This window comes from Butyrivibrio sp. (assembly GCF_015056685.1).
Lineage (GTDB): Bacteria > Bacillota > Clostridia > Lachnospirales > Lachnospiraceae > Butyrivibrio.
In genome coordinates, this window is the sequence record NZ_SVFW01000012.1 from 29,432 (window position 1) to 42,314 (window position 12,883).

Below are 12,883 nucleotides of genomic sequence, written 5' to 3' on the forward strand. Positions count from 1 at the left end.
TGGTAAGGCAGCTCTTCATCATAATAAATTCTTCATTCCCACGGTCTTTCAGGATTGCCTTCTTTGGAAGGATCCTTATATTCATACCTCTGTGGATCTTTTCCAATATTTCTGAAATATTCCTTTATATCTTTTTCATGACCGATATCATTAGGCTCATAAAATGTCATGTCTTTTATTGCATCCGGGAGATACTGCTGCTCTACCCAATGATTGGGATAATTGTGAGCATATTTATATCCTACACCTCTTCCAAGTTTGGCAGCTCCTTTATATGAGGAATCCTGCAGATAAGGAGGGATTGGAAGGTTTCCGGTTTCTCTTACTGTCTGCAATACCTTCTCTATCCCGAGATAAGCTGCATTGGACTTAGGCGCAGAGGCTATATAGGTTGCTGCCTGGGCAAGAATGATCCTTCCTTCAGGCATTCCGACACGCTCAACTGCAATTGCGGCTGATGATGCAACACATATTGCCATGGGATCCGCGTTTCCAACCTCCTCAGATGCTGCAACCAGCATTCTCCTGGCTATGTACTTAACATCCTCTCCTGCAGCAAGCATGCGTCCAAGATAGTAAAGTGCTGCATCAGGATCCGATCCGCACATGGATTCTATAAATGCTGCTATGGTGTCATAGTGGTTATCACCGGTCTTATCATAGCGAATCGCTTTCTTCTGGATGCATTCCTCTGCTACCGCAAGATCTACATGGATCTTTGCATCTGCTGAAGGCTTTGTGGTGAGCACTGCCAGCTCTATTGCATTGAGCGCCGCTCTGGCATCGCCATCTGCTATGTCTGCAAGGAAATCTGCCGCTTCATCCGTTATCTCTGCGTTATACTGCTTTACACCTCTGTCTGACTCAAAAGCTCTTTTTATGAGAGTCAGAATGTTTTCTTTAGAGAGAGGCTTTAGTTCAAATATCCTTGACCTTGATATAAGCGCTCCATTCACTTCAAAGTAAGGATTCTCAGTAGTAGCACCTATCAGTATCAGTGTGCCGTCTTCGACGTATGGAAGCAGGTAATCCTGCTGTGCCTTATTAAATCTGTGTATCTCGTCGATGAAAAGAATTGTCTTTCTTCCATATCCGCCAAGGTTGTTCTTGGCAGTCTCAACTACGGATTCCATATCTTTTTTACCGGCTATTGTAGCGTTGACCTGATGGAAATCTGCCGAGGTAGTATTGGCAATCACTTTTGCAAGTGTTGTCTTTCCTACCCCGGGAGGTCCATAAAGGATTATTGAGCTTAGTCTGTCTGCCTTTATAGCACGATAAAGCAGCTTGTCTTCGCCGATTATATCTTCCTGCCCCACAACTTCATCAAGTGTCTGTGGGCGCATTCTTGCAGCTAAAGGCGCTTCTTTTTCTTTTCTATTGCCTGCCATATATTCAAAGAGATCCATATCAGCATATGCTCCTTTGTTCAATTTTACTCTTTGTAGCAAAAGAGATATAAATAACAGAGATCAGTACTTAACGGAACCAATCGTAAGTCCCTTAATAAAATACTTCTGAAAAAAGGGATATGCGATCATAACCGGGAGAATGACTACCACGACGGTCGCCATTGTCGCGGAGTACTGCGGAACCCTTCCCTGCATGGCTGCAAGTGCGGTGGAAGGGATATTTCTGTTTGATAAAAGTGTTTCTATACTCCTTTGTATATTGATCAGAAGAAGCTGCAAAGGCTTCTTTTTATTACTCTCCATAAAAAGAAGAGCGTTCTGCCAATCATTCCAGTACATGGTTGCCATCATAAATCCAACAGATGCCAATGCCGGCTTCATAAGCGGAAATACAATTCTGAAAAAAATGGTATACTCTCCGGCTCCGTCAATTCTGGCAGAGTCCATTAACTCCCCCGGCACACTGCTTGCGATATAGGTCCTTAGGATAATGACATAGATGGTCTGCACACTTTGCGGCAATATCAATAGCAGAATATTATCCTTCATATGGTAAAGAGATGTGTATACGATATACATTGATAGTTGTCCGCCGCTGAAAAGCATGGGAATCATGAGAAATACCGTCAGAAACTTCCTTAAGGGAAAGTCCTTCCTGATCAGGACATATCCATACATGCTCATAACAAGTATTCCGAATAGGGTTCCTGCAGCTGTGACAAATATGGTTACTCCATAGGATACGAATAGCTGCTTCTCATATTTTAAAACCACACGAAAACCATTCAGCGACAAAGTGGAAGGAAATAGTCTGTATCCTTCATTTGCAAGGACAGTCTCATCAGTAAATGCAGCTATAAAGACAAACAGGACTGGAATTGCTACGGCAATCGTCAATAGCAGCAACATCAAAAAAAGAACCAGCTCCCCGGTTGTTATCTTTTTATTTCTTTTCTTTTGCATCGATTCCGCCACCCCCTAAAACAAAGAATCATCAGGATTGATCCTGCGCACCGCCGCGTTGGCGAGTAGGATCAGAATGGCTCCGACAACCGATTGGAAAAACGATGCCGCCGCAGTAAATCCGAAATCAGCGTTATGGAAAACGGCGTTTAAAATATACGAATCCAGAACCTGCGTAGTATTATATAGCGATCCGCTGTTCCTTGTCACCTGATAAAACAACCCCGTATCAGAGTGCATGATCCCTCCGACAGATAAAAGGAGCATTATGGTAACCATGGGCTTCAGTAAGGGAAGGGTGATGTGCCATATCTGCTGCCACTTCCCCGCCCCATCCATTTGTGCCGCTTCATACAATTCAGGATCGATCCCCGCAAGTACTGACATGTAAAGCACCGCTCCATAGCCGGTACTGCTCCACAGTTTTACGATAGTCAGAATCACCGGCCAGTACTTTGCCTCCAGGTACCATCTCACAGATAAGCCAAACAGATGATTGATCATTCCCATATCAGGACTTAAGAACGCATAAACAATGAACTGCACAGCGGTAAATGATATAAATACCGGGATCACAAATATGCTCTGCATCACTTTCCCGACCCTTTTAAAAACCAGCTGATCCATCGCTATGGCCAGACTGATCTCCAGGATCATTCCCGTAACCGTAAATATCACGTAATACATAAGTGTATTACGTGTAATGGTAAAAAATGTGGATCTGGATGCGATCAGAAACTTAAAATTATCAAGTCCGCTCCACGGACTGTTCAATATTCCCAGACTGTAATCAAAATCCTTAAAGGCCAGTACCAAGCCTCCCATAACCATATAATCAAAAAAGAAAAGGATGAGAAATCCGGGAAGCGCCATTAAGATGAGTGCCCGGAATCTCCAAAGTTTCTTCATGAAGCTCATCCTGTTGCCCTCCTAAAGACTATTTTATCATGATAGTCAGAACATTCAGTCCGAAGGTATTCTGATACGAAAATTCATCTGCTATTTTTGATATCATACGTATCCCGATGTTTTTGAAAGGATTCTCGGGATTAAAGATCTGATTCATTTCCACGGGATTAAAGGCCTTGCAATTGTCCTTGATCCTGAGCAATACGCCGTTCTTCGTTGAGACAACCCTTACATCCATATCATACTTTTTACGATTGTCACCAAACCCGTAGCTGACAATATTGCCGGCCATCTCCTCCAAGGCCAGCGCAGAGAAAAAGGCTGTCCTGTGAGAAAATCCCCTCTCTTTCACAAAGTTCTGTATTCTCGCAGAAAATCCTATGACATCTTCCATGCTGGTTATCTCAATACACAGCCGGTCATCCTCTTTTACCCCAAAATTCTCTCTCCATAACAGCCACTCATCGCTACTCCTTGGAATATGTTTCCAAAAAATGATGGCATAGACAGGATAAACCAGTGCGGTCAGCACTCCTCCGATTGGATCCGCCCACCATACACCGAGGATGCCGACCACCGGAGCCAGGATAACCGCCGGGATAACCGTCGCAAAGTAACCATCCACCAAAGATGAGACATGAGACGCAATGTTGTTTTTTGTTGCCTGAAGATAATTGGACTGTATCTGATTCACAAGTATCAAAGGAAGAGCAAGCGCATAGATCATATACAGCTGCCTGGCAAGGATGTAGGTGTCAGAGGTTTTGTCCGGAAAGAATATGTGCGCCATGGTTCCGGCAAACAGCATCATGAAGATCATGATTGCAAAGGTCAGGGCCATAACTTTCGTAAATACCAGCTTCATCAGATACTTGATGGAATCCCTGTCCTCCTCACCGATATAGACGCTGGAGAGTGTTTTAATGACAGAACCGCACCCCACTTGTGATGCAATGAAAAATCCCCCGAGCATTTCCAGTGAAGACCTTGCGGAAAGAGCCGGCTCTCCACCGTATTTCAGTATGATCCTGTTCATCGTGAGGCTGTTTACAGCCAAATAGAACTGCTCCAAAGCAGAGGGACTTCCTATCTTGATCAGGTCAATGGTCTCTTCCCAGGGAATATTCCTAAAACTGAATTGTAACTGTGCTTTATCTGAAAAATAGTATGATGCCAATATCAGGAAAAATATCCAGTTACAGGCACTGGTGGCATATGCGAGCCCAATGATCCCCAGATTAAGCACCTCAACGAAGAAAAGATTGAGGAATATGTTACAGAAAAACGCGACAACAGCACTGACATAGCTTCTCCTGTTCTGATTTTCAACCTGAAGGAAATACGAGAGCTGCTCTGCCAAAAACATAGGGATAAATCCGATACAATATCCCCTTGCATACTGTGCAACACTTTCTTTTAAGGAATCATCCGCGCCGCAAAAAAGGGCAATCTGTTCGGGAAAGCAGATACATACCAGCGTGTTTATCACACCAAGCATAAGGGCAAGAACTATGCAGAGTGAAAAGATGCCGCCGGCCTTTTTAATCTCCCCGCGTCCGATATGATTTCCGCTGATGACTGCTCCGCCGTTGAGTATTATCGAACTGATTGCTCCTATGATCGTTATCACCGCGTAAAACAGACCGATAGCACCCACTGTTCTCTCATCAATATAATGCCCGGCAATGGTTCCGTCTATGATGGAATTGATGGAGCCCATTCCGATGAGCACGATCTGCACCGGCAACAGTTTGAAAAAAAGTTTTTCGAGCACTTTATTATCAGCGCCCTTGGAATATCTTCCTTTAGACATAATCTTGTGACTGATCCTTATTTTTTATTTTGAAGCCTTCCATGCCTCATATTGTTTTGCGACTTCGGCAAGGACCTTTTGGTATCCGGCAGCATCAAGCTCTGACCGGAACTCTTCCAGTCTGGCATCCACTTCCGCTGTGGGACATCCCCCCTGCTCAAGTACATAGCCATATTGGTCAAAGAGGCTGTTGCACGCTGACCACTCGGCTTCTACGGGAGAAAAGTCAAACCGGAACCCGTTTGCAAGTGCTTCCTCGGAGTTTTTATTGAATTGTTCATATAATTCCACTTTGTTTTCAGGGTCACCGACCTCGAGAGGAGTCGACACGATCGATCCTGATTCCCAAGAGCTGTGATCATAGAGTCCGCCTTTTTTGACAACAACACCGTCCTCAACATCATAATCGGTTCCCTCAATACCGAAGGTGAATAATCCGGCCAATACCTGGTCCGTATACATCAACCCCAAAAAATCCACACAAGCCTTTGCCTGTTCCTCCGTACTTGCAGAGGAGACTGCAAAGCACGAGCCCAGTGTACTCGTGGAATTGAGATAATTCTTTGTCATATGGATCACGTCACAGTCCTGTCCGTAGGTTGCTGAGGCTTCCTCATTGACCGGCACATCCCACCAGGCTGCAAAGCCCCAGTCAGTGGTATTAATCGCAGTTTCCGGTACCGTCTTTGTGGCTTCTTCTGCACTGATATAGCCCTTTTCTCCCCACCTGCTCATGAGATCAAGAAATTCTCTGTATTCGGGAAGTGTGAGACAATCCACCACTTCATTGGTATCACGGTCAACAGCAATCAGCGTACTTCCCAGGATGAATTCATAATCGTCAAGGTAGAATTTACTAAAGAAAGGCATCATCTGCAAAAGCAGCGGATACTTCACTCCATCCTGTTTCATCTGCTCAAGCATGGGTTCGAGGTCCGCCAATTTCTTAACAGACGACAGATCCCATCCGTATTTTGTGGCTTTTTCCGTGGGATAAACCAGATCATATCCTTCTGATGACTCCTTATAACAGGGAATAAAATAATCCTTTCCGTTATATTGGGAAGACTCCCATACTGCTTCGGGTATGGAATCATATAAATCTGTTCCCTGAAGTAATTCACTCAAGTCATATGCGGCCTTCCCTGATACAAGACTATCTGTGGACACGCTGCCCATCCAGCTGGCAGTCCAGAAAAGATTCGCTTCGCCGTTTGCTATGGCAAGATTGCATTTGTCTTCATATTCGCCCTGGCCCAAATCCGTGAGTTTTATTTTGACGTTGATCTTGTCTGCAATATAGTCATTGATCGCATCTTCGATTACCTGAACTTCTGCGCTATCGGCCGATGCTATGTTAAATGTACAGTGATATATATTGATCTCAACCTTATCCGAAGAATCTGCAGAAGTGTCCGATTTGCCTGAAGATGCATTTTGGCATCCTGACAACACCGTGATCATCATGAACGCTGTAAGAAAAAGCGCGATAAACCTATTTTTCATACAAAAGCCTCCTATTTAATCTCATCAAATTCAATCCTCTAAACGATGTCCTCAAACAACTGTATTGTTAATATTTGCGCTCACTTTAAGACCAGATGAAGCCTCTGTCGTCCCAACGCAGAGCCACCTCGTATCCGAGTTTTTTTAGCCATTCGGTCTCATAAGTATGATGGACATAACTATAGTCATACATCGCATCCCTGAGGATCTTCGTCACATTACGGAGCATGACCGTTCCAATTCCGCGATTGCGGTATTCCGGTAACGTTCCGGCACATCCCGGGCTACCGATTTTTACCCTCTCTCCGGCTAATATATGCTCTCCCAAATCCTCAACCATGCAAAAGCTGACAATCTTCCCATCCACGAAACCGCAATATACCTTTGTACGCCCGTCAAAAAGCGGGACCCAGATCGGCATCACCTTTTCCACTACCGCTAACAGCTCATCGAGATCTTTGTTCAAACATCCGAATGTTATATTTTCAGGAAATTTCTTCTCATAGCAGTTTTCATCAAACTTCCGCAGATCGAGACACATCTCGGAGGAAGTTTTGTCCTTCTGCATTCTTTCATCATGATCCGGGTTGAAAAAGCCCGGATTGATCTCATGAAAAAATGCTGCCCACTGCTTTTCTGTAACTTCCATATAATTCAATAATTCCTCACTATCCTGTAGAATAGATGAAATTCTAATGTTCTTTTATCATCATTATAGAATAATGTTATCATAATTTCGTCATCAAAGACATATATTTTATCGACTATATAATCTAACACCATCCGCCTTGATTCCATTTCATTAATGCGCTTTACAACAATATCAATCGTATCCATTACCCAATATCCCTCTTAACACCCTTTCTGCTACCATTCATATTCTTGTAATATAGGCAGTGTATTTAAGAGGCATGGCTCTGCCTATATCGCATTTTTCTTAAAAAGAGGCAGTGCTTTTTAGACGTCCGGTTCTGCCTCTATTATACTTTTTATAAATATAGGCAGAGAATTTTAGCCCTATTTTTCTGCCTCTCTAGCGCTTTTTACAATATAGGCAGAACAATTACTGCAAAATCAACTGCCTCTATTCCCTATCCCTTTAATATAGGCAGAGCACCAACCCAAAAATCAACTGCTCCTTTCACAAATTCCTTGATATAGGCAGATTTGCCGTGTTTTTGCACCGAACAAGGTATGGCTACCATTATATGAAATCCCACTTGTATATGCTTCATTCTTCTTTCATAACATTTTTAATTTCAATTAAAGTTCAAATCGTAATATAAAGACATCAAGAAGGACACAACTTCTTGACCCCCACAAAATAATACTTTTTCATAACACACACACCTTCGGAGAATATCCGAAGGGTCCTCCCTAAAACAACGCCGCTACATTTCCTAATTCAGGAAATATAGCGGCTTAATATATTTACATGTTAAAAAAACTTACGCTTAATTTGGATTTCTTCTAAATATCCAATTCATATTGACATAAAATGAGCTCCGGGACAGTGAAAGCCCCGGAGCCCCTATATCAACATCCTTAATGGCGGATGTGTATCTTATCTGTTATCATACCTGCTAGTATAATCAGGATGATTTTCCATGAGGAGCGCAGCAATAAGATATATCACGGCTCCCGCACCTCCGGATATCGAAAAGACTACCCACAATATCCTTATCACGGTCGGATCCCATCCAAAATACTCAGCAATACCGCCGCACACACCAAATATCTTTCTGTCATTACTTCTGTATAATTTCTTTTCCATCACACATGCCTCCTTAAAGCTCCCTTCCATCTGCATCAATTACTTCAATACGCTCATCATCACTTTTTTCAACCAGATTTTTTCTCCTGCTGGCTACGTATGAAAGAAATACCAGCACAATATCATCTACTGGTCCGGGAATGAGATCTACCGGTGAAATCACATATACTATGAGCATCGCAACAATGAACCCTTTCCAAAATCCGTTCATGGGTATCCTCCTTTCGCAACCGCCGTATTTTTGATTTCTTTATAGACACATTTTATCCCATAAGGTTGTGTGAATATATCACATTTTTAGCGTATTTGAAGCTCCTATTCTTCGATTTTAGGAAGATATCAGATGAACAATCTTCCAAAAAGATAAGGTACCGTCACTGCGGCAGGCTCCCGGTGGCGGTACTTTTTTTCGCTAAAAAAGGAGAATAAAGTCCGTTATCCTTCTCAATAAGTGATGTTATTATCTGCCCTGTTGCTTTAAGATATCATTAACACTTAATACTATTGTCAAAAATTTGGAGGCAAAGCCATGTATGATATAAGAACAAGAGAAATACAGGAAGCTATAGAAGCAGCTGATGTTGCACTTGACCACCTTGAAAGAGCCAAAAGGTGCCTTTCCAGCGCAAGCGGATGGGGATTATTTGACACCCTTGGTGGCGGATTTATCAGCGGTCTTATAAAACACAGTAAAATGAGTGATGCTGAGAATGAAATAGATAAGGCCAAAAGAGCCCTCGAAAAATTCTCAAAAGAACTAAGAGACGTAGATGGATACTCATCTGTGCATATTAACGGCTTCCTTACATTTGGAGATCTCTTCTGCGACGGATTTTTAATGGATGTCATCGTCCAGTCACAGATTGGAAAGGCAAAACGTGAGTGTGAAAATGCTATAAATCAGGTTACAAGCATACGAAATGACCTAAAGAGAATGTTGTAAAAGTGATTTTATGGATACTTTATATTTCAGAAACATTTCAAACACACAAAGCCGATAAGATGTTTATATCGACCAGAGTAATATCTGCCGATAACAAAAGCACACAAAGGGGATTACAATAATGGGAATACTTGAAACAAAAATAGCAGAATACGTCGGAAATCACTCAAGAAGATGGGGCTATCCTCCAACTGTTGAGGAACTTGTAAGTACATTTGGATTTATAAACATCATGAAATCTATGTTTTATGTATTTAACCTCTTCAGGATAGGTATGATACGAAATTCACTGTTCTTTGGGACCAGTGATCTAAGACTTATTTCTGTAAAAACAAAATAATGTCTCATTCAGTAAACGCTTCCCATGGATACTTGCAGGACGGATTCCAGATGATCCATGAGTCAATACCATTATCATTAACAGCTTTTATCTGCTCCCTTACTTCTTCTGCCTCATACTGGCGGTATTTTTTCAGATAAGATGCGGTAAAGCCCTGAAGCCATGGCCTGACTGATGCCTGCACTCTCTTTCCGTTCGGATTAACGGTTTTTAGTGCTGTCTCTGAGTACTTCATGGCTGCATCTATCGTCTCATATGGGTAAAGATCAGGATAATCATTGCCCATTGTTCCTTCATAATAGTGCGATGGATATATCATCGGAGATAAATACTCACATCCCATTGAAAGCCAGGAATACTCCTGCCCAACGATATTTCTGTCTACTTTTGAGTTTATGACAGTTCCAAATACATCCAGTGACAGAGGCATGCCCGATGACTTAAGTTTAGCGTGAGCAGTCCTTACAAAGTCGTTAATGGCCTTTCTCCTACCATATCCGTTCATGCCAAGGTCTTCTTCGGTTATTCCGGTGGGAAATCTTACATAGTCAAACTGAACTTCATCAAACCCAGCGTCTTTGCAAGAAAGAGCAACCTCGATAAGGTAGTCGCAGACGTCGTCATTTCTTGGATCCATCCAATTAAAGCCTTTATTATCTTCATATATTTCGCCATCTGCAGTTCTTAACATCCACTCAGGTTCTACATCTTTTATATACGGATCCCTGAAGGCAACACATCTGGCAATAGTATAAACTCCGTGCTCATGAAGAGTATCAATGAGCCCTGGCATGTCTTTCACAAGTATATTTTTGGCTCCAAGCTTATCGATAAGATCTGATTTCATGTCAAAGACGATGTTTCCCTCATCATTTTTGACATCGATCACAACGGCATTGATATTACTGCCATCTATATGAGTGATCATCTCTTCCATCATGTTTTTTGTACCGGCAACATAAGCACTTACATATATTCCATGTATTTGGTCTGTCGATGGAAGGCTTGTCTCATCACCTTCAGCATATACGTTTTTAGACAGTCCCAAAGCCATTGTCAGCACCAGGAATAACGATATTATTTTTTTACTCAGTATTTTAAAACATTTCTTTTTCATAGCTACCTTGACCAATTAATGTGACTCTTAATATCATTCTTTTCCCTGATATCGGTCACTTTATTTTTCTTTCATAACTTAGCACTATAATTAACATATGAAAATACTACTAGTGATCGATGTTCAAGAAAAATATCTAAACTACTACGACGCTGATCTGCTGCCAAGGATCAACGCTAGGATTGCTGCGGCTAAATCAACTGGAACCCAACTCTTCTACGTCCGCAACATAGGTATTAGTGGAGATGATGATAGCTATGCACTTGCAAAAGATCTCCTCATAGTCTCAGATCACATCTATGAAAAGAGATTTCCAAGCGCCTTTACAAATGATTCTTTTGTAAAAGAGCTAAAGATTCAGAACGTTACTGAACTTGAGATAATAGGTGTAGATGGTAACAGTTGCATAAAGAAAACATGCCTTGCTGCTGCCAATGCAGGCTACAAAGTAACTCTTAACCTACAATGCACAGCCGCCAGGAATGAAAAGATATTTGAAAAGACGCTTAACGAATTGAGAAATGCTGGCGTAATAATCACCGTTTAATATGTGGTTACTCGCTCATCCCCACCCTCAGTTATCGGATAAAACATAAGTCCTTCATCTGATCATAATTGGTAAGCACATCTGTGTTGACCGTTGGAGCATTGTCCAGTGACTTTGCAGCCAGATCTGCTAAAGCATGTCGAAGCTCTGAGTAGTCCCTGCCTTTCTCATACTCAAATATGATGTCAATCCTCTTGCCGTTGTCAGATTCCGCATAAATAAGTAGAAAATCATTTTCAGCTGCCATCTTTCGACAACTGCTATTTAAGTCAATTATTCAATCGAAATGTTAAACAGGTTTTTCAATTCTCTCATCATCTGAAAAGTCTATTTTATCTTTAATTGATGCTGGGAGATCTGAAACTGCTATTCCTTTCGTCACACATCCTACTACTTCCCTAAATCTCTTTTCTGAGCTATTCTTCACAAGCACAGCAATAACATTTGAGTAATCTGTTGCATAATCACCTATTATCCCGTTCAGCATGGTTACAGGAACTGGAATCATACCTTTCTTCCTCTTATCAAAGCCAAGAACTCCTTTATTATTTCCCATAGCCATTTCAAACTGATTGTTAATTGTTATCTTGTTATGAACTCCCATCCTGTACGCCTTAACACCTCTATACTCAAACAAAGACGGAAACACTTCTAATTTCGCTGATGCTGTTTTCTTACTCTCTTTATATGTAATGTGCTCTTTATCAATAGGCTTTTCTGCGTGATTAAGACATTCTTCATAGAAAGCCTCTGCATTAACGTAATTATTTACCTTACATCCCACCAAATGGATAAAATTCTCCTTCTTACAATTGACAATGTAATACTTATACTCTGCATTTTCGGAGTTTTTTCTATAAATAAACATTACATCTTTATCGCAGATTAGCGAGTACGCATTTGCTGATTTACACAGAAGTTCTTTTATTTCTTCATCAGACTTGATTCTTATGCTGTTATAATTCCAAGAAGTCGTCGTAATCCTTTTTTTGGCCATTACTTACCCCAATTCAAAGCAAAAAGCCCGGTTGGTAATCCAATCGGACTTGACTTTGCTCTAATATTCTGATTTTATAGATGCCCGCCATCTTGCCTCGCGGCACGGATTAACCTATCCGTAAAGGTTTTGATGGTCTCCTGATAACGACACGCGCCACATTAAGCCATCTCGGAGTTCGAGTTTTTACACTGTCAGAACCAGTGGGAGAAGCTCCTTATCTCCATAAAGATGAGCACGCTCATCTGGCAATTAAAATATAACATGCAGGATTGTAAATATCAATATGACAATCATCATTTTATACATTTTTTACATCATTATCGTACAGCATTCCATTATTTAATACTCCTTATACTTGTTCCTCTTATTATCTCTCAATTAACATCCTTTCTCATCAAGATCATATCTTGCACGTAGTCTTCTGCTATTAACACATATTATGAAAGCAGTGGCATCATTTAAAAATCAAAGTCATTAAGAAAACCGAAGCGCCTTTATTCAAAGCTTCTACACAATAAAAATGGATGCTTCAAAAAACAGAAACATCCATTCGCAAATA

The 12,883-nt window shown here is 41.4% G+C and carries 14 protein-coding genes; 3 read left to right on the forward strand and 11 right to left on the reverse strand.

Annotation, left to right across the window (positions count from 1 at the left end; all coding sequences use genetic code 11):
• Nucleotides 1–32: 32 nt before the first annotated feature.
• The 8 genes from E7303_RS05950 to E7303_RS05985 all read right to left on the reverse strand — a co-directional run bounded on the left by E7303_RS05950 (nt 33) and on the right by E7303_RS05985 (nt 8,588).
• A complete protein-coding gene (locus tag E7303_RS05950; protein ID WP_292144334.1) occupies nt 33–1,409 on the reverse strand; it encodes a replication-associated recombination protein A in 1,377 nt (458 codons plus the stop codon).
• A gap of 63 nt (nt 1,410–1,472) precedes the next feature.
• Nucleotides 1,473–2,375, reverse strand: coding sequence for a carbohydrate ABC transporter permease (locus tag E7303_RS05955; RefSeq protein ID WP_292144288.1), 903 nt, complete (start codon nt 2,373–2,375; stop codon nt 1,473–1,475).
• Nucleotides 2,376–2,390: 15 nt separating this feature from the next.
• Nucleotides 2,391–3,293 (reverse strand): ABC transporter permease, encoded by a 903-nt coding sequence (locus tag E7303_RS05960; RefSeq protein ID WP_292144289.1) that lies wholly within the window; start codon nt 3,291–3,293, stop codon nt 2,391–2,393.
• Nucleotides 3,294–3,312: 19 nt separating this feature from the next.
• Nucleotides 3,313–5,097 carry an MATE family efflux transporter gene (locus E7303_RS05965; protein ID WP_292144290.1) on the reverse strand — a complete coding sequence of 595 codons (1,785 nt, stop codon included), beginning with the start codon at nt 5,095–5,097 and terminating at the stop codon, nt 3,313–3,315.
• Nucleotides 5,098–5,121: 24 nt separating this feature from the next.
• The gene (locus E7303_RS05970; protein ID WP_292144291.1) at nt 5,122–6,603 is read right to left on the reverse strand and encodes an ABC transporter substrate-binding protein; all 1,482 of its coding nucleotides are present in this window, start codon (nt 6,601–6,603) and stop codon (nt 5,122–5,124) included.
• Between the two features lie 85 nt (nt 6,604–6,688).
• Nucleotides 6,689–7,252: a GNAT family N-acetyltransferase gene (locus E7303_RS05975; protein ID WP_292144292.1), complete on the reverse strand. Its 564-nt coding sequence runs from the start codon at nt 7,250–7,252 to the stop codon at nt 6,689–6,691.
• A 915-nt stretch (nt 7,253–8,167) separates the two neighbouring features.
• Nucleotides 8,168–8,377, reverse strand: a complete 210-nt coding sequence (locus tag E7303_RS05980; protein ID WP_292144293.1) for a PspC domain-containing protein — start codon at nt 8,375–8,377, stop codon at nt 8,168–8,170.
• A gap of 13 nt (nt 8,378–8,390) precedes the next feature.
• The gene (locus tag E7303_RS05985) at nt 8,391–8,588 is read right to left on the reverse strand and encodes a hypothetical protein (protein WP_074885247.1); all 198 of its coding nucleotides are present in this window, start codon (nt 8,586–8,588) and stop codon (nt 8,391–8,393) included.
• 318 nt (nt 8,589–8,906) lie between these two features.
• Between E7303_RS05985 and E7303_RS05990 the strand changes: the two genes are divergently transcribed.
• Both E7303_RS05990 and E7303_RS05995 read left to right on the forward strand, forming a co-directional pair.
• Nucleotides 8,907–9,320, forward strand: a complete 414-nt coding sequence (locus tag E7303_RS05990; protein ID WP_292144294.1) for a hypothetical protein — start codon at nt 8,907–8,909, stop codon at nt 9,318–9,320.
• 121 nt (nt 9,321–9,441) lie between these two features.
• On the forward strand, nt 9,442–9,660 hold the full coding sequence (locus E7303_RS05995; RefSeq protein ID WP_292144295.1) for a hypothetical protein: 219 nt from the start codon (nt 9,442–9,444) through the stop codon (nt 9,658–9,660).
• Nucleotides 9,661–9,664: 4 nt separating this feature from the next.
• On the opposite strand, the gene E7303_RS06000 is transcribed toward E7303_RS05995, so the two are convergent.
• Nucleotides 9,665–10,777 (reverse strand): putative glycoside hydrolase, encoded by a 1,113-nt coding sequence (locus tag E7303_RS06000; protein ID WP_292144296.1) that lies wholly within the window; start codon nt 10,775–10,777, stop codon nt 9,665–9,667.
• 97 nt (nt 10,778–10,874) lie between these two features.
• Between E7303_RS06000 and E7303_RS06005 the strand changes: the two genes are divergently transcribed.
• The gene (locus E7303_RS06005) at nt 10,875–11,324 is read left to right on the forward strand and encodes a cysteine hydrolase family protein (RefSeq protein ID WP_292144297.1); all 450 of its coding nucleotides are present in this window, start codon (nt 10,875–10,877) and stop codon (nt 11,322–11,324) included.
• Nucleotides 11,325–11,355: 31 nt separating this feature from the next.
• Here E7303_RS06005 and E7303_RS06010 read toward each other — a convergent pair whose 3' ends face one another.
• Together E7303_RS06010 and E7303_RS06015 are read right to left on the reverse strand one after the other, a co-directional pair.
• Nucleotides 11,356–11,571 carry a hypothetical protein gene (locus tag E7303_RS06010; protein WP_292144298.1) on the reverse strand — a complete coding sequence of 72 codons (216 nt, stop codon included), beginning with the start codon at nt 11,569–11,571 and terminating at the stop codon, nt 11,356–11,358.
• A 42-nt stretch (nt 11,572–11,613) separates the two neighbouring features.
• Nucleotides 11,614–12,321 carry a PBECR4 domain-containing protein gene (locus E7303_RS06015; protein ID WP_292144299.1) on the reverse strand — a complete coding sequence of 236 codons (708 nt, stop codon included), beginning with the start codon at nt 12,319–12,321 and terminating at the stop codon, nt 11,614–11,616.
• Nucleotides 12,322–12,883 lie beyond the last annotated feature (562 nt).